The organism is Cryobacterium sp. TMT3-29-2 (assembly GCF_004564305.1).
In the GTDB taxonomy this organism is placed as follows: domain Bacteria; phylum Actinomycetota; class Actinomycetes; order Actinomycetales; family Microbacteriaceae; genus Cryobacterium; species Cryobacterium sinapicolor.
The window spans coordinates 1-15801 of the sequence record NZ_SOGK01000071.1 but is presented as its reverse complement, the minus strand read 5'-3'; the positions used below and the strand labels follow the sequence as shown (position 1 = coordinate 15801).

The 15801-nt window shown below is 68.9% G+C and carries 14 protein-coding genes; 7 read left to right on the top strand and 7 right to left on the bottom strand.

What is annotated here, in order from left to right:
- Positions 1 to 154: 154 nt before the first annotated feature.
- Entirely contained in the window at positions 155 to 1021 is an 867-nt protein-coding gene (gene rsmI, locus E3O67_RS08315) for a 16S rRNA (cytidine(1402)-2'-O)-methyltransferase (RefSeq protein WP_134431448.1), read from the bottom strand.
- Positions 1022 to 1060: 39 nt separating this feature from the next.
- Here rsmI and E3O67_RS08310 point away from each other — a divergent pair, with 39 nt between their 5' ends.
- The 3 genes from E3O67_RS08310 to E3O67_RS08300 all read left to right on the top strand — a co-directional run bounded on the left by E3O67_RS08310 (position 1061) and on the right by E3O67_RS08300 (position 4936).
- A complete protein-coding gene (locus E3O67_RS08310; protein ID WP_135102449.1) occupies positions 1061 to 2548 on the top strand; it encodes a dolichyl-phosphate-mannose--protein mannosyltransferase in 1488 nt (495 codons plus the stop codon).
- 182 nt (positions 2549 to 2730) lie between these two features.
- Positions 2731 to 3831, top strand: a complete 1101-nt coding sequence (locus E3O67_RS08305) for an acyl-CoA desaturase (RefSeq protein ID WP_134431440.1) — start codon at positions 2731 to 2733, stop codon at positions 3829 to 3831.
- 112 nt (positions 3832 to 3943) lie between these two features.
- Positions 3944 to 4936, top strand: a complete 993-nt coding sequence (locus E3O67_RS08300; protein WP_135102448.1) for a YeiH family protein — start codon at positions 3944 to 3946, stop codon at positions 4934 to 4936.
- Between the two features lie 172 nt (positions 4937 to 5108).
- Here the strand turns inward: E3O67_RS08300 and E3O67_RS08295 are convergent, their stop codons facing one another.
- Positions 5109 to 6284 (bottom strand): FAD-dependent oxidoreductase, encoded by a 1176-nt coding sequence (locus E3O67_RS08295; protein WP_135102447.1) that lies wholly within the window; start codon positions 6282 to 6284, stop codon positions 5109 to 5111.
- 118 nt (positions 6285 to 6402) lie between these two features.
- Between E3O67_RS08295 and E3O67_RS08290 the strand changes: the two genes are divergently transcribed.
- The 4 genes from E3O67_RS08290 to E3O67_RS08275 all read left to right on the top strand — a co-directional run bounded on the left by E3O67_RS08290 (position 6403) and on the right by E3O67_RS08275 (position 10292).
- Positions 6403 to 7695 carry an O-acetylhomoserine aminocarboxypropyltransferase/cysteine synthase family protein gene (locus E3O67_RS08290; RefSeq protein WP_135102446.1) on the top strand — a complete coding sequence of 431 codons (1293 nt, stop codon included), beginning with the start codon at positions 6403 to 6405 and terminating at the stop codon, positions 7693 to 7695.
- Positions 7692 to 8315, top strand: a complete 624-nt coding sequence (locus tag E3O67_RS08285) for a CoA-binding protein (protein WP_135102445.1) — start codon at positions 7692 to 7694, stop codon at positions 8313 to 8315. The genes E3O67_RS08290 and E3O67_RS08285 overlap by 4 nt, the downstream gene beginning before the upstream one ends.
- 42 nt (positions 8316 to 8357) lie before the next feature.
- Positions 8358 to 9731, top strand: a complete 1374-nt coding sequence (locus E3O67_RS08280) for an L-serine ammonia-lyase (protein ID WP_134431425.1) — start codon at positions 8358 to 8360, stop codon at positions 9729 to 9731.
- 75 nt (positions 9732 to 9806) lie between these two features.
- Entirely contained in the window at positions 9807 to 10292 is a 486-nt protein-coding gene (locus E3O67_RS08275) for a LysM domain-containing protein (protein ID WP_134431422.1), read from the top strand.
- Between the two features lie 117 nt (positions 10293 to 10409).
- Here E3O67_RS08275 and E3O67_RS08270 read toward each other — a convergent pair whose 3' ends face one another.
- The 5 genes from E3O67_RS08270 to E3O67_RS08250 all read right to left on the bottom strand — a co-directional run bounded on the left by E3O67_RS08270 (position 10410) and on the right by E3O67_RS08250 (position 15586).
- Entirely contained in the window at positions 10410 to 10727 is a 318-nt protein-coding gene (locus E3O67_RS08270; protein WP_135102444.1) for a hypothetical protein, read from the bottom strand.
- A gap of 345 nt (positions 10728 to 11072) precedes the next feature.
- On the bottom strand, positions 11073 to 12122 hold the full coding sequence (locus E3O67_RS08265) for a Gfo/Idh/MocA family oxidoreductase (RefSeq protein WP_135102443.1): 1050 nt from the start codon (positions 12120 to 12122) through the stop codon (positions 11073 to 11075).
- Between the two features lie 39 nt (positions 12123 to 12161).
- Positions 12162 to 14681 carry an RNA helicase gene (locus E3O67_RS08260; RefSeq protein ID WP_135102442.1) on the bottom strand — a complete coding sequence of 840 codons (2520 nt, stop codon included), beginning with the start codon at positions 14679 to 14681 and terminating at the stop codon, positions 12162 to 12164.
- Between the two features lie 58 nt (positions 14682 to 14739).
- Complete coding sequence (locus tag E3O67_RS08255) at positions 14740 to 15066, bottom strand: SHOCT domain-containing protein (protein WP_241982077.1); 327 nt, start codon at positions 15064 to 15066, stop codon at positions 14740 to 14742.
- 79 nt (positions 15067 to 15145) lie between these two features.
- Positions 15146 to 15586 (bottom strand): DUF6325 family protein, encoded by a 441-nt coding sequence (locus E3O67_RS08250; protein ID WP_135102441.1) that lies wholly within the window; start codon positions 15584 to 15586, stop codon positions 15146 to 15148.
- Positions 15587 to 15801: the final 215 nt, after the last annotated feature.

Genomic DNA, 15801 nt, shown 5'->3' with positions numbered 1-15801 from the left:
CTCATGGACGAACTCGCGGATCTCCGCCGCGTTGAACCCCGGGCTGATCGACATTCCCTTGCCTCCTACTGCTTGTGAAGTGACTCACAAGCAGCTTGACGCAGAGGGCTGAGAGCACAATCTCCGTCGAATTGGTTGGGAGCGAGCGGGAACGTCAGGGCAGCGGAAGGGCCTGGAAGTCCGTGCGGACCGCGGCGGGCCTGCCCGTCTTCTGCTCCAGCGCCGCCTCGTAGAGGGCGCGCTTGCCGAGCCCGGAGGCGGCGGACACATCGGCGGCGGCATCCTTGAGACGGATGCCCGACTCCACCAGTGCGAGCACCTCGGCCACCCCGGTCTCCAGGTCCAGTACGCGCGCCTCGGCCCCGGCGACCACGATGGCAATCTCGCCCTTGACCCCGGCGGCGGCCCACTCGGCCAGCTCGGTGGCCGTGCCCCGCTTCACTTCTTCATAGAACTTGGTCAGCTCGCGGCAGACCACGACGCGGCGCTCGGCGCCGAGCACAGCGGCCAGATCGGTCAGGGAGGCCGCCAGCCGGTTGGGCGATTCGAAGAAGACCATGGTGCGCCGTTCCGAAGACACCTCCCGCAGGGCCGAGACCCGGTCTCCGTGCTTGCGCGGGAGGAAGCCCTCGAAGGTGAACCGGTCCGTCGGCAGCCCGGACACGGCCAGCGCGGCAAGAACGGCCGACGGCCCTGGCAGCACGGACACAACGACGCCGGCCGCCACCGCGGCGTCCACCAGGTGGAAACCGGGGTCGGACACCGTCGGCATCCCCGCGTCGCTGAGCACCAGGATGTCGGTGTCGCGGGCGAGTTCGACGAGCTCGGCCGCCTTGCCGCGCTCGTTGTGGTCGTGCAGGCTGATCAGCCGCGGGCGGTTCTCGATGCCCAGCGCCTTCAGAAGGTGCACGGTCACCCGGGTGTCCTCGGCTGCGATGACCGTCATCGTGCCGAGCGCCTCGATCAGACGCGCCGACGCGTCGCCCAGGTTTCCGATCGGGGTGGCTGCCAGGAGGATCATGGTCCCAGTCTCGCAGCCCCGGCTCACTACGATGGTCACGTGTTCCTGACAAGCCGCGTTTTCCGCTGGGCCGGACCGCTGGCGGTGACCCTGCTCGCGGCGGTGCTGCGACTCTGGAACCTGGGTGCGCCGCATTCGCTGGTGTTCGACGAGACCTTCTACGTCAAGGACGCCTGGACCCTTTTCAACCTTGGCTACGAGTCGACCTGGCCCGAGGGAGCGGATGCCCTCTTCGCCGCCGGGCAGACCGACGTCTTCCTGTCCGACCCGTCGTTCGTGGTGCATCCACCGCTCGGAAAATGGCTGATCGCCCTGGGCATGGCGTTCGGCGGAACCGAACACAGCTGGAGCTGGCGGATCGCCACCGCCCTGATCGGCGTACTCGCGGTCGTGCTGGTGATGCTGATCGCCCAGAGGCTGTTCCGGTCGACCGTGCTGGCCGTGATCGCCGGGTTCCTCTTCGCCATTGACGGCAACGCCATCGTGATGTCGCGCGTGGCCCTGCTGGACAACTCCGTGATGTTCTTCACGCTCCTCGGATTCGGCGCCGTGCTGCTCGACCGGGACTGGCACGCCAACCGGCTGACCCTCCGCCTCACGCAGGCGCGAGACGCCGGGCGGGACCCGGGGTGGGGGCCGACCCTGTGGTGGCGGCCCTGGCTGCTCGCGGCCGGCCTCGCCTTCGGACTCGCCTGCAGCGTCAAGTGGTCGGGCATCTACTTCCTGGCTGCCTTCGGCGTCTACCTGATCGTCGTCGACGCCCTCGCCCGGCGGCGTGCCGGGCTCCCGTTCTGGCTGAGCGCCGCCGTGCTCAAGCAGGCGCCGGCGACATTCCTGTTGATCGTTCCGGTCTCCGTCGCCACCTACCTGGTCTCCTGGACCGGCTGGTTCGTCACCCAGGGAGGCTACTACCGCGACTGGGCGACCACGCCCGGGGCAGCTTGGACGGGCACCCTGGCTTGGGTGCCCGACACCGTGCAGAGCTTCTGGCACTACCAGATGGCGGCATACACCTATCACGTGGGGCTGTCCACGCCGCATCCGTACCAGGCGAACCCGCTGACCTGGTTGTTCATGACCCGCCCGACCAGCATGTACTACCGCGGGTCGTCGCTGGGCGAGAACGGATGCGACGTCACCACCTGCTCCGAGGCGATCTCCGGCATCGCGAACCCGCTGATCTGGTGGGCGGCCACGGCGGCGCTCGTCTACCTCGGGTACCGGCTGGCGCGCTACCGCGAGTGGCAGGTCGGTTTGATCCTGATGGGGCTGGTCGCCGGCTACCTGCCGTGGCTGATGTATCTGAACCGCACGGTGTTCCAGTTCTACACGATCGCGTTCGAGCCGTACCTGCTCCTCGGCCTCACTTTCGTGCTCGGTCTCCTCCTCCCCAGGGCACGCTGGGTCGTGGTCGGCTTCCTGGTGGCGGCCGCGCTCATCAGCGCCTATTTCTACCCGCTCTGGACCGGCATCCAAACCCCGTTCCCGTTCTGGCAGCTGCACATTTGGCTGCCCAGCTGGCGCTGACATTCACGTGCACTTCCGGGAAACTGAATGCCACTCATATGCCTCTGTGGGCATATAGCGACTGGGAAAGCGGTGTGAAAACTCCCTTCCCGACGGGGTGCGGCCCATAGGATACAAGTATCTGTTTCACGAGTGTTTGCTCTACCACCGGCTGAGAAGTCCGAATACAAACCAAAGGCCTCATGTCGGAAGCTGTTGCCGCACCCACGGTGCGTATTGTCAAGACCCGCCCGGGTGGCGATTCGAAAAACCCCACCACCGAGTATTCATCGCTGCTGCACACCGTGCGCAACCTTGGCCTGCTGAAACGTGCCACCGGTTTCTACTGGTTCGTCTTCTCCATGCTCGTCCTCGCCACCCTGGGAACCGGGACCGCCTTCGTGCTGCTCGGCGATAGCTGGTACCAGCTCATCGTCGCCGGCGTGCTCGGAATCATCCTCACCCAGTACGCGTTTCTCGCCCATGAGGCGTCGCACCGTCAGGTGTTCGAGGGTGGCCGCGCGAATGACCGCGCCGGGCGCATCCTCGCCAACCTGTTCGTCGGCATCAGCTACGCCTGGTGGATGAACAAGCACAGCCGTCACCACGCCAACCCGAACGTCATCGGCAAGGACCCCGACATCGCCCCCGACTTCATCGTGTTCCGCGAGGAAGACGCCGCGAAGGTCAGCTGGATCGGCTCGTTCGTCACCCGCAAGCAGGGTTACCTCTTCTTCCCACTGCTGATGGCCGAAGGATTCAACCTGCACGTGCAGGGCTTCAAGACCGTCTTCGGCAAGAAGAAGGTCGACAAGCGCTGGCTTGAGATCAGCATGCTGTCCACCCGCATCGTTCTCTACGTCGCCGTGATCTTCTACTTCCTGCCCCTCGGCATGGCGTTCGCGTTCATCGGCGTGCAGCTGGCCGTCTTCGGCGTCTACATGGGCGCGTCCTTCGCGCCGAACCACAAGGGCATGCCGCAGCTTCCCCACGAGAGCAAGGTGGACTTCCTGCGCCGCCAGGTGCTGACCTCCCGCAACATCCGCGGCGGCACGTTCATGGACACGTTCATGGGCGGTCTGAACTACCAGGTCGAGCACCACCTGTTCCCGAACATGGCCCGGCCGCACCTGCGCAAGGCGCAGGAGATCACCAAGGAGTACTGCAAGTCGCACAACATCCTTTACACGGAGACGTCGCTCTTCGAGTCGTACGGCATCGTCATCGCCTACTTGAACAAGGTCGGACTCGGCGCCCGCGACCCGTTCGACTGCCCGATGGTCGCCCGGTTCCACCACCGATAGAACCGAACCGACAGGCACGGCGGGGGGTGCGGAAGGGTCCGCCCCCCTTTTTCGTCGGTTCGGCGACGGTTCGGCGACGCGCGGCGGGACATCCGCGCGTAAACTTGCCCGAATGTGGCTGCCCGGGGTGCTCGTCGCGGCCGCCGCCGCGCTTCTCGCCGCAACGGTGCACGCTCTCTTCCCCGCACTTCCACTGCTCACCCTCGCGGTGGTCTTCGGAATCGTCGCCGGCAATCTTCCGCCCGCCCGCCGGGCGGTGACCGGGATCCTCGCCCCGGGCCTGAAGCTCGCGGCGAGCCGGTTCATGCGCATCGGCATCGTGCTGCTCGGCCTGAAGTTGAGCCTGGTGGACATCCTGGGCCTCGGCTGGGTTACGATCCTGACCACCGTGCTGATCGTGCTGATCACCTTCGTCGGCACGTACTGGCTCGGCCGCGCGGTTCGCCTGCCCGGGCGCCAGCCGATCCTGATCGCCACCGGCTTCTCGATCTGCGGGGCTTCAGCGATCGGCGCGATGAGCGGGGTGGTCAAGGCGAAGGATGCCGACACCGCCACCCCGATCGCCTTGGTCACCCTCTGCGGCACGCTGGCCATCGCGGTGCTGCCTGCGCTGTGGCATCCGCTTGGCCTGACCGAACTGCAGTTCGGGCACTGGGTCGGCGCGGGCGTGCACGACGTCGGCCAGGTGGTCGCGACCGCGCAGGTCGCCGGGCCGGCTGCGCTCGCCGTGGCCGTGGTCGTGAAGCTCACCCGGGTGCTGCTGCTCGCACCCCTCGTCGCCGTCGCCGCAGTCGGCGAACGTCGCCGCGAGACGCGTGTCGCCTCGGTGACGGATGCCCCCGCGTTCCGTCCGCCGATCATGCCGCTGTTTGTCGTCGGGTTCCTGGTCGCCGTGCTCGTGCGCACGTTCGTGCCGCTGCCGGGAGCCGTGCTGGTCGGCGCGGACACCGTGCAGACCTCCCTGCTCGCGATCGCGCTCTTCGGGCTCGGCGCTGCGGTGAACCTCCGGTCCATCCGGCGCACCGGGGGCAAGGCCCTCGGCGTGGGTCTGACCTCGTGGACGCTGATCGCCGGACTCGCCTTCCTGGCCGTGCAGCTGCCCTGAGCGGCTACCGCCCGGTCCAGGCCGCGCCAAGCCGCGCATAGCCGGCCCTAGCCGCTTCGACCCGAACGAATTCGACGGAGATTTTCCGGGAAATGGCGCAAAACAGCCCGGAATCGGGCTCTGTGCTTAAAATCTCCGTCGAATTGGTTCAACGTCGGACCGGCCGCTCAGCTTAGCGGCGTGCGAGCCAGCCGCCGGCATCGGCGTTCGGCGCCCGGTTCAGGGCGAAGAGCGGCGACGCGGCGGCGGCATCCGTTGCCAGGTCCGCGAGGATTCGCCCCACCACCGGCGTGAACTTGAAGCCGTGGCCGCTGAAGCCGGCACCCACGATCACCGGGCCCACCCGGTCCAGCACGAAGTCTTCGTCGACTGTCGTCGTGTAGGTGCAGCTGACCGGTTCGAGCGCCCCGGGGTCGGCGCCGGGCAGCCACTCCCGCACATAACGCGCCAGGCCGGCCAGTTGAACGGGCTCGGGTCGGAAGCTGCGCGCATCCGGATCGGTGCCGGGCCCCACGCCGTGCCAGCCCGCCTTGATCCCCTGGCCGGGCGTGTACATGCCGTAGACCGGCGAGTACCAGTAGCCGTAGCGCGGGTCGGACCAGGCCGGTGAGTGGTTGAAGCCGGGCCACTCGGTCTCGGCGCGCGCGGCGGCGGCCGGGGAGCCGTCGCGCAGGGCGAAGTGCGCCGGCTGCTCCTGCGTCACGGTGAGGCGCGGCAACGGCACCACCCCGGCCAGCAGGCCGCCGGTCCACGCGCCGACCGTGACGACGACGCGGCGGGCAAGCACCGTGCCGAACTCGTGGGTCACGCGTACCCGGTCCTCGCCCTGCACCTCGAGCCGCAACACGCGCACCCCGTGCCGCACGTCGGCGCCGGCGACGACCGCGGCGGCCTGCAGGGCGGCGACCGCGGCATCCGCGTTCACCCGACCCGCGTCGGGGGCGAACAGCACCCGGCCATCGAAGCGGATGCCCGGCCAGCGTTCGGCCGCGGCCTCCGGCGCGAGGAACTCGGCGCCCAGGCCTACCCGGGACAACGCGGCCGCCACCCGGTCGAACGACGGATTCGCCCCGTGGTTGACGACGCCGACCTGGCTGAGCAGGCCGCTCTGCGTCTCGGCTTCCAGCTCGCGCCACAGCGGCAGCGCCTCGGCGAGCATTGACACGTAGGTCGGTTCCGCGTAGGCGGTGTTGAAATTGCGGGAGGCGCCATGCGAAGCGCCGTTGACGTGCCCGGGTTCGAACCGCTCCAGCACGGTGACCGGTCGGCCCCGCCGCGCCAGCTGCCAGGCCGTCGCCGACCCCATCGCCCCGCCGCCGATGACGACCGTCTCCACGCTCTCTTCCATGCCCCCATCCTGCCCGACAGCCCGAAGCAGGGGCAGCAAGGACGAACCACGGCGACATCCGTTTCGTACTGTTACGCCCCCGGACTGAACGCCCGCCGATCCTCGCTAACGTAAGGCCATGGCAGATCGCGAGTACGGTTTCAAGACCCGGGCAATCCACGCAGGCAACATCCCCGACGCCGTCACCGGCGCCCGGGCCCTGCCGATCTACCAGACCAGCGCATTCGTCTTTGATGACACGAAGGATGCCGCGGCCCGGTTCGCCCTACAGAAGTACGGCAACGTCTACTCCCGCCTCTCGAACCCGACCGTGGCGGCATTCGAAGAACGCGTGGCCAGCCTCGAGGGCGGACTCGGCGCCGTCGCCACCGCCAGCGGCCTCTCCGCGCAGTACATCACCTTCGCCAGCCTCGCCGGCTCGGGCGATCACATCGTCTCCAGCGCGAACCTCTACGGCGGCTCGATCACCCAGCTCGACGTGACCCTGCGCCGTTTCGGGGTCGAGACGACGTTCGTGCGGAGCGCGGATCCGGCCGACTACGCCGCCGCGATCACCGAGAAGACCAAGTTGATCTTCGCCGAGACGGTGGCCAACCCGTCCGGCGAGGTCGCCGATATCGAGGGGCTCGCCGCCGTCGCCCACGCGGCCGGGATCCCCCTGGTGATCGACTCGACCATCGCCACGCCCTACCTGACCCGGCCGATCGAGTGGGGCGCCGACATCGTGATCCACTCCGCCACCAAATTCCTCGGCGGGCACGGTACCACGCTCGGTGGAGTCGTCGTCGAGAGCGGACGCTTCAACTGGCACAGCGACAAGTTCCCGCTCTTCGGCGAGCCGGTGCCCAGCTACGGCGGCCTCGAGTGGGCCGGCAACTTCGGCGAGTACGCCTTCCTCACCCGGCTGCGCGCCGAGCAGCTGCGCGACATCGGGCCGGCCCTCTCCCCGCACTCCGCGTTCCTGCTCGCGCAGGGCGTCGAGACGCTGCCGTTCCGCATGCAGGCGCACGTGGACAACGCACGCGTCGTGGCCGAATGGCTCGACGCGGACCCGAGGATCGACTTCGTCAACTGGGCCGGGCTGCCGGCCCATCCGCACTACCAGCGCGGCCTCAAATACCTGCCGAAGGGTCCCGGCTCGGTTTTCAGCTTCGGGGTCACGGGCGGCCGCGACGCCGGGCGCAGCTTCATCGAATCGGTCGACCTGGCCAGCCACCTCGCCAACATCGGAGACGCCAAGACCCTGGTCATCCACCCGGCCTCCACCACCCACGCGCAGTTGAACGAGACCCAGCTCGTGGACGCCGGCGTCCTGCCCGGCCTCGTGCGCATCAGCGTGGGCATCGAAGACGTCGAGGACATCATCTACGATCTCGACCAGGCTCTCGGCCGGATCGCGGGCGCCAAATGAGCGGGCATCAGCTGAACAGCGACACCGTCTCCGGCACCACCCCGGCCACGGCTGCCACCGCACATGACACCGTGCACCTCGCCAACGGGCTCAGCTGCTCGGTTCCCACCGGTTCCCCGCTCGCGAAGCTGCTGAAATCCCAGCGCACCTGGGAAGGCCCCGACGCCAAGGCCCGGTTGAAGATCCTGCGGGCGGCGAAGTCGATCGCCATCGTCGGCGCGTCGCCGAACCCGGCCCGCTCCAGCTATTTCGTGGGCACCTACCTGCAGCAGTCGAGCGACTACCGGGTGTACTTCGTCAACCCGAACGCGAAGACCATCCTCGGCGAAACGGCGTACCCCGACCTCGCGTCGCTGCCCGAGGTGCCCGACATCGTCGACGTCTTCCGCCGGGCCGGCGACATCCCCGCCGTGATCGACGAGGTTCTCGCCATTGGTGCCCCCACCGTCTGGGTGCAACTCGGTATCTGGAACCAGGAGGCCGCCGAATACGGTGAATCGAAGGGCCTCACCGTGGTGATGGACCGTTGCATCAAGATCGAGCACGCCCGGTTCCACGGCGGGCTGCACCTCCTCGGGTTCGACACCGGCCAGATCACGGCGCGCACGACCATCCGCTGACCGTGCCCCGGCGTGGCACCGGGTCACGGTTACGATGGTGCGATGACTGCGTATGTGTCGGCACTCGACCTCTTCTCCATTGGAATCGGCCCCTCCAGCTCCCACACGGTCGGCCCGATGCGGGCGGCGCTCACCTTCGCCGACCACCTCCGCGACGGTGGTCGACTCTCCGAGGTGGCCCGGATCAGCTGCTCCCTGTACGGCTCGCTCGGCTCCACCGGGCTCGGGCACGGCACACCCGACGCGGTGCTGGCCGGCCTCGCCGGGCTGCGCCCCGAGACCTGCGACCCAGATGCCGTACGCTCTGCCTGGTCCGGCCTGGCCGACGACGCCGTGCTCCTGCTCGGCGGCAGCCATCCCATTCCGGTCCGCAAGGACGATGTCGCCTTCGAGGCACGCACCCGGTTGCCCGGTCACCCCAATGCGCTGACGCTGACGGCCTGGGGCCACGACGGCCTCCCCCTGCTGGAAGAGACCTGGTACTCGATCGGCGGCGGTTTCATCCGCCGCGACGGCGACCCGATCGGCCCCGGCCGGTGCGCACCGCAGCCGAGGCAGTATTCCTCCAGCGCCGAACTCCTCGCCCTCTGCGATCTCGACGACGTCGCCATCTGCGACATCGCCCGCGCCAACGAGGAGGCGATCCACGGGGCCGCGGCGCTCGACGCCGGCCTTGACGCTATCTGGGACGCCATGCACGTCTGCGTGGAGGCCGGGCTCGCGGCCACTGGCACCCTCCCTGGCGGCCTCCGCGTCAAGCGCCGCGCCGCCGCGATACGCATGCAGCTTGAGGAATATGACCGGTTGCCGCTGCGCGAACGCGACACCTCGACCGAGTGGTTGCACGCCTTCGCCCTTGCCGTCAACGAGGAGAACGCCGCCGGAGGCCGCGTGGTCACCGCCCCCACCAACGGCGCGGCCGGCATCATCCCCGCGGTCGGCCACTACTACCTGCGCTTCGTACCCGGAGCGGATGCCGCGGGCATCCGTCGCTATCTACTCACCGCCGTCGCCATCGGTTCGCTCGTCAAAGCCAACGCCTCCATCTCCGGGGCGGAGGGCGGCTGCCAGGCCGAGGTCGGTTCCGCCTGCGCCATGGCATCCGGCGCCCTCTGCGCCGTGCTCGGCGGTACGCCGCGGCAGGTGGAGAACGCGGCCGAGATCGCGATGGAGCACCACCTGGGCCTCACCTGCGACCCCGTCGGCGGGCTCGTGCAGGTGCCCTGCATCGAGCGCAACGCCATCGCCTCCTCGACGGCCGTGTCGGCCGCCCGGCTGGCCCTGCACGGCGACGGCACGCACCTCGTCTCCCTCGACGCCGTGATCGAAACCATGCGCCAGACCGGCCTGGACATGTCGACCAAGTACAAGGAGACCAGCGAGGGTGGGCTCGCGGTCAATGTGATCGAATGCTGACACCGCCACCCGCGGCCTAAACTGGCAGCATCCGCTCGGGGGATCGAGCGGCGCTTTCTTTGAGGGGGACATCCGATGAATTCTGCTCGACCGACACCCGCCCACCCAGCGGCCCGGGCCGCTCTGGCCGCCCTGCTGCTGCTGCCGCTCGCCCTGGCCGGTTGCGCCGGCGCCCCGGCCCCGGTGGTCACCGCGACCGTGACCGTGACGCCCACCCCGACGCCCACGCCGACGCCGACGCCGACATCCGTACCCGAGGCCGTCGTCGCGCCGGATCCGACCATCACGCCCAACGCCGAGGCCGTGCCGGCCGAGCCGCTGCCTGAGGGCCCGGCCGTCGACCTAGGTGCCGCCGTCGGTGCCGCCGGCGCCCCTGTCACCGACGGCGCGGGTGCCCCGAGCAGCTACTCTGTGCTGGAGGGCGACGACTTCTTCGCCATCGCACAACGGTTCGACCTGCCGGTGCAGCAGCTGCTGCGCATGAACCCCTCGGTGTCGGGCCTGGGCGAGGACATCTATATCCGGGACGTGATCAACCTCGACTGGACCACCACCGGGTAGCACCTCCGGCGGCACTTTCCCAGCTTCCCGATAGGGCCCCGATAGCCGACTCCCCAACAGTGATGACACGCCTCGAACGTCGGGGCGGCACAGAAGTGGAGTCCCCATGAAGAAGCTTCAGAAAGCACTCGTCGGCACCGCCATCGTCGGTTCCGTGCTCGGCGCCGGAGCGTTCCGCCTGACCCAGGTCAGTTCCGCATCCACCCCGACGGATGTCCCGAGCGCCACCTCGACGCCCGACCCCGGCGACTCGACTGACACCCCGGCGAACCCCGAAAAGCGCACGACCACGCGGACGACGACACCGACCCCGGCCCGGATGGCACCGACACCGGTGCGGGCACGGATGCCGACGTCCCGGATGGCACGGACGGCACCGCGAGCGAGGCCCTGTAACGCCTCCGCCCCGAACGAATTCGACGGAGATTTTGCCAAGTCCGGCCCTGAACACGCCGCTACGGTGCGTTTTCCCGAAAATCTCCGTCGAATTCGTTCGCCTCCGGCACGGCACCCCTCCGGCACGGCACCCCTCCGGCACGGCACCCCTCCGGCACGGCACCCCTCCGGCACGGCACCCCTCCGGCACGGCACCCCTCCGGCACGGCACTCCTCCGGCACGGCACCCCTCCGGCACGGCACAGCACGCCACCGGCCGGGCACGCCACCGGAACGGCGCTGCGCTCCGCCACCCCGTGCCGCGCAGCGCTGCACGGCACCCACGGGTGCGGCCGATCGTGACCGACCGGGGATACCGCGACGGAGGGGCCGGGACTGACCCGGCTAGTGGGTCAGCAGGTTGATGCGCTCGATCAGGGCGATCGTACGCAGCGACTCACGCGGGTCCACGGGCACCGGGGCCCCGCGCAGGATGGCGTCGGCGAGACCGGTGTAGAACGCCGCGTAGTTGCCGCGTTCGGCCGGCACCCGGGTCAGCGACCCGTCACGTCCGAGCATGCCCCAGGCGGACTCCGGATCGACCCCGAAACCCGGGTCGGTCGGGCGCGCCCCGGCAGCGAGGGCGGCCTCCTGGCCGTCGAGTCCCCACTTGGTGTAGCCGGATTCGGAGCCGAGCACGTGGAAGCGCGGGCCGACCTGGGCGGCGATGCCGTTCATCCACAGGTGCGAGCGCACCCCCGACCCGTGGTGCAGCGCCACGAAGGTGTCGTCGTCGGCGGCCCCTCCCGGCCGTCGCGTCACGGTCTCCGCGTAGACGCCGTCGACCGGACCGAACAGCGCCAGGGCCTGGTCGATCAGGTGCGCGCCGAGGTCGAACAGCACCCCGCCGCCCTGCTGGATGGTCGCGCCGACCTTCCACTGCTTGGTCTGCTCGGGCTTCCACCACTCGAACCGGGACTCGAATCGGCGAACCTCGCCCAACGCCCCCGCGGCGATTACGCCGCGCAGGGTGAGGAAGTCGCCGTCCCAGCGCCGGTTCTGGAAGACGGTGAGCAGCAGACCGAGACGCTCGGCCTTCTCGATCAGGCCGCGGCCCTCCCGGGGAGTCACCGCGAACGGCTTGTCGACGACCACGGCGAGCCCGGCGTCGAGGGCCGCGTGGGCGAGCTCGACGTGCGTGCCCGAGGGCGAGCCGATCACGACCAGGTCCAGGTCGTCGGCGGCGGCGAACAGGTCGTCCGCGGTCGGCACCAGGCGAACACCCGGGTGCCGCCCGCCGGCCAGCTCGCGCCGCGCCGGGTCACGGGTCACGATCAGGTCAAGCGAGAACTCGGGGTTCGCGGCGAGGAGCGGGCTGTGGAACACGCGCCCGGACGTGCCGAACCCGATCAGTCCGGTGCGGATGGGGGCGACGGATGCTGGGGACGGCGTCATACTCCCACGGTACTCCCGCGGCCGCTTCCGTCCGCGTCCCTACGGCCGGTTCACCCCGGTGACCCGCACGACGGCGGCGCCGAGCTCGTCGGAGTCGGCCAGGTCGACCGTGGCGCTGATGCCCCAGTCGTGGTCCCCCGCCGGGTCGTCGAAGATCTGTCGCACGGTCCAGACGGATGCGCCCTCGTCGAAGATGATCAGGCCAGCGCTGCGCGCATTCGCCCCGGTCAGCAACTCATCGTGTTCGGCGTAGTAGCCGTCCATGGCGTCGCCCCAGGCATCCGCGTGGAAACCGTGCTCTCGGTCCAGTTCGCCCAGCGCGTCGTAGTTCTCGAGCGCGGCCAGCTGCACCCGGCGGAAGAGCTCGTTGCGCACCAGTATCCGGAACGCGCGCGCATTGGTGGTCAGGCGGCGCGGCGCGGGCGGCAGCACCGACTGAGCCGCACCCGCGTGCACGGTCAGGTCCGGGTGGATGAGTTCCTCCCACTCGTCGAGCAGGCTCGAGTCGACCTGGCGCACCAGCTCGCCCAGCCATTCGATCAGGTCGAGCAGGTCCTCCGTCTTGGCGTCGTCGGGGATGGTCTGCCGGGCGGCCCGGTAGGCGTCCGAGAGGTAGCGCAGCACGACGCCCTCGCTCCGGGCGAGCTTGTAGAACGCCACGAACTCGCCGAACGACATGGCCCGCTCGTACATGTCCCGCACGACCGTCTTCGGGCTGAGCTCGAAGTCGGCGATCCACGGCTGGGATTCCTTGTAGGTGGTGAAGGTGTAGTCCAGCAACTCCTCGAGCGGCTTCGGCCAGGTGATCTCCTCGAGCAGCGCCATCCGCTCGTCGTATTCGATGCCCTCGCGTTTCATGGCGTTCACGGCCTCGCCGCGGGCCGCGAACTGCTGGCCCATCAGCACCGGACGCGGGTCGTCGAGGGTGGCCTCGACGATGGACATCATGTCGAGGGCGTAGTGGCCGCTGCCAGGCCCGGCCACGTCGGGGTCGGCGTCGAGCAGGTCGAACGCGGCGAGCGCGAAGGGCGACAAAGGCTGGTTGAGGGCGAAATTCGGCTGCAATTCAACGGTCAGACGGATGTCCCCGGTCGCGCTCTGCTCGACGATCCCGGCCGACCGCAGGGTCTTGTAGATGCCCAGGGCACGCCGGGCGTGCGCGAGCTGGCGCTTCCAGGGTTCGTGGTTGTCGAAGATCAGCGCGTGGACGTGGCCGAACGCGTCGCCGCCGCGACCGATCACGTTGATCAGCATCGCCGCGGTCATCTGCATGCTCGAGTGCATGGTTTCGGGCTCGGCGGCTACGAGCCGCTGGAACGAGGGCTCACCCCAGGAGACGAAACCCTCGGGCGCCTTCTTGCGGATGATCTTGCGCTTCTTCTTGGGGTCGTCGCCGGCCTTCTCGATGGCCTTGAGGTTGTCGGTCTCGTGGTCCGGCGCCTGGATGACCACCGTTCCGGCCGTGTCGTAGCCGGCCCGGCCCGCGCGGCCCGCGATCTGGTGGAACTCGCGGGCGTTGAGCTGGCGCATCTTGACGCCGTCGTACTTGGTGAGCGCGGTGAAGAGCACGGTGCGGATCGGCACGTTGATGCCCACGCCGAGGGTGTCGGTGCCGCAGATGACGCGGAGCAGGCCGCGCTGGGCGAGCTGCTCGACCAGGCGGCGGTACTTGGGCAGCATGCCTGCGTGGTGCACGCCGATACCCATCCGGATCAGCCGGGACAGGGTCTTGCCGAAACTCGTCGTGAAGCGGAATTCGCCGATCAGTTCGGCGATCGCCTCCTTCTGATCCTTGGTGGCCACCTTGACGCTGCTGAGCGCCTGGGCCCGTTCGAGCGCGGCCGCCTGCGCGAAGTGCACGATGTAGATCGGGGCCTGCCCGGTCTTCAGCAGTTCCTCCACGGTCTCGTGCACGGGCGTGGTCTCGTAGTAGTAGTGCAGCGGCACGGGCCGTTCCACTCCCGTGACGACCGCGGTGGGCCGCCGGGTGCGGCGGGACAGGTCGTCGGCGATGAAGGTGACGTCGCCGAGGGTCGCCGACATCAAGATGAACTGAACCCCGGGCAGCAGGAGCAGCGGCACCTGCCAGGCCCAGCCACGATCGGGGTCGCCGTAGAAGTGGAACTCGTCCATCACGACCTGGTCGACGGGGGTGTCCTCACCGTTACGCAGGGCGAGGTTGGCGAGGATCTCGGCCGTGCAGCAGATGATCGGGGCGTCCGCGTTGACCGATGAGTCCCCGGTCATCATGCCCACGTTCTCGGCGCCGAAGATCTCCACCAGCGCGAAGAACTTCTCGCTGACGAGGGCCTTGATCGGCGCCGTGTAAAAGGTGCGCTTGCCGGCCGAGAGCGCGGCGAAGTGCGCGCCGACGGCGACCAGGGACTTGCCGGTGCCGGTCGGGGTGCTCAGGATCAGGTTCGCCCCGGAGACGATCTCGATCAGGGCTTCCTCCTGAGCGGGGTAGAGGGACAGTCCCTGCTCACCCGCCCACGTTTCGAAGGCCTCGAACAGCACATCGGGATCGGTGACGTGCGGGAGAGCGGTGAGGGTTGCCATGATCCTTCGATCCTGCCCTATTCCACTGGGCGTCCGCTCCGCACCCGGCGGCCGGGGGTCAGATCCCGAGGAGTTTGGCCTTCGCCGCCGAGAACTCGGCCTCGCTGATGACGCCGGCCGTTTTCAGGGTGGCCAGCCGCTCGATCTGCGCGCCCAGGTCGTCGGCGGCCGGCGCGGGCTCCGCCTGCTGCTGGTACTGCTGCTCGGCCGCGGCCTGCTGCCGGTACTGCTGGTCGGCTACGGCCTGCTGCTCGGCGGCCTGCTGGTCCGCTTTGCCCTGCTGGCGCCGGCTCACGTTGCCGGCGACCGCGGTCGCTGTTCCGGCTACCACGGCGGTGCGGGCCATGGTGCCTACCAGGCCGGGTCGGCCCATTCGTCGAGGCATTGTGTTCCTTTCATCGGGCCCGGACACGCCGGGCCGGTCTCAGATTGTGTGCTGGTCAGGTCTGCTGCGGGCGGCGGAGCTAGTCCGTGTCGGTGTCGCCCTCGGCGAGAGCCTCGAGCACTTCCTCGACCACCATTCCGGGGATCCGGACGGTGTCGACGAGTATCCCGCCGGAATTCACGATGGCGTCCCGCAGGGGCTTGATCCAGGTGTGTTCGAAGACCAGGATCGCCGCCGAGCAGTTGTCGTCCAGCTTCGCCGCGAGCTCCTGCACATCGTCGTCGGAGAGGAGGCCGTTGATCGTGTCCATGACCTCGGTGAGCGCCGACGCATCGACGCTGGCGCCGAGTTCCTCGAATTCCGAATAGGTGATCGTTCCTTCGGCATCCTTCATCACGAACAGACCGTCGACGATGCTGATCGTTTCGGCATCGACGAGGTCGTTCAGCGCCGGCATGATCTCGCCCGTGAACCTGTTTCCGGGGAATTCGACGACCAGGATTTCGATGGGACCAAGCATGGGTTCTCCTCCGGTTGAGCGTGGACACAGGGACGATAAACCCGATCACCCCGGCCATCAAGGGCCATTGCGGGAGGACTCACAGCCCGCAAATCTAAGCTGGCGGAATGGCCAGCCGCGGATTCTCCTCGTCCCCTCCTCCGACGCCGCCCGCGCCCGAACCCCCGGCCCGATCCGCCGCGTCGCGGCCCGGGCCGCCCGCGGCTGCCGGCGTG

Coding starts and splice junctions, on each gene's coding strand:
- rsmI (WP_134431448.1), bottom strand. CDS start 1,021: ATGATCCTCCTGGCAGCCACCCCGATCGGAAACCTGGGCGACGCGTCG.
- E3O67_RS08305 (WP_134431440.1), top strand. CDS start 2,731: ATGTCGGAAGCTGTTGCCGCACCCACGGTGCGTATTGTCAAGACCCGC.
- E3O67_RS08300 (WP_135102448.1), top strand. CDS start 3,944: ATGTGGCTGCCCGGGGTGCTCGTCGCGGCCGCCGCCGCGCTTCTCGCC.
- E3O67_RS08295 (WP_135102447.1), bottom strand. CDS start 6,284: ATGGAAGAGAGCGTGGAGACGGTCGTCATCGGCGGCGGGGCGATGGGG.
- E3O67_RS08290 (WP_135102446.1), top strand. CDS start 6,403: ATGGCAGATCGCGAGTACGGTTTCAAGACCCGGGCAATCCACGCAGGC.
- E3O67_RS08285 (WP_135102445.1), top strand. CDS start 7,692: ATGAGCGGGCATCAGCTGAACAGCGACACCGTCTCCGGCACCACCCCG.
- E3O67_RS08280 (WP_134431425.1), top strand. CDS start 8,358: ATGACTGCGTATGTGTCGGCACTCGACCTCTTCTCCATTGGAATCGGC.
- E3O67_RS08275 (WP_134431422.1), top strand. CDS start 9,807: ATGAATTCTGCTCGACCGACACCCGCCCACCCAGCGGCCCGGGCCGCT.
- E3O67_RS08265 (WP_135102443.1), bottom strand. CDS start 12,122: ATGACGCCGTCCCCAGCATCCGTCGCCCCCATCCGCACCGGACTGATC.
- E3O67_RS08260 (WP_135102442.1), bottom strand. CDS start 14,681: ATGGCAACCCTCACCGCTCTCCCGCACGTCACCGATCCCGATGTGCTG.
- E3O67_RS08255 (WP_241982077.1), bottom strand. CDS start 15,066: ATGCCTCGACGAATGGGCCGACCCGGCCTGGTAGGCACCATGGCCCGC.
- E3O67_RS08250 (WP_135102441.1), bottom strand. CDS start 15,586: ATGCTTGGTCCCATCGAAATCCTGGTCGTCGAATTCCCCGGAAACAGG.